The sequence below is a fragment of the Wenzhouxiangella sp. YN1 genome (assembly GCF_056324145.1).
On the sequence record NZ_JBJNIO010000004.1, the window covers coordinates 1 to 338 of the forward strand.

Here is a 338-nt window from a genome sequence, read left to right on the forward strand (position 1 = left end):
AACGTCAAACCGCCGGCGAACGAAGCGTAGGTCGGCGTTACATCGCCGACGGGACGTCAGCGGGCCTGACCACGCATGCGCTACGTGTGTTCAAGGTTGAAATGTCGTCCGTCGCGGATGTAACCGCGACCCACTTCAGCAGTCAACGTCAAAGCGCCGGAGAACGAAGCGTAGGTCGGCGTTACATCGCCGACGGATGACGTCAGCGGGCCTGACCACGCATGCGCTACGTGTGTTCAAGGTTGAAATGTCGTCCGTCGCGGATGTAACCGCGACCCACTTCAGCGGTCCACGTCAAACCGCACGCGAACGAGCGGCGTAGGTCGGCGTTACATCGC

The 338-nt window shown here is 61.2% G+C and carries 1 protein-coding gene; it reads left to right on the forward strand.

Features of this window, described 5'->3' with window-relative positions; all coding sequences use genetic code 11:
• Positions 1-200 (forward strand): hypothetical protein (locus ACEWQZ_RS00005; protein WP_476481024.1); only part of this gene is annotated, 200 nt, incomplete at its 5' end.
• Between the last annotated feature and the right edge of the window lie 138 nt (positions 201-338).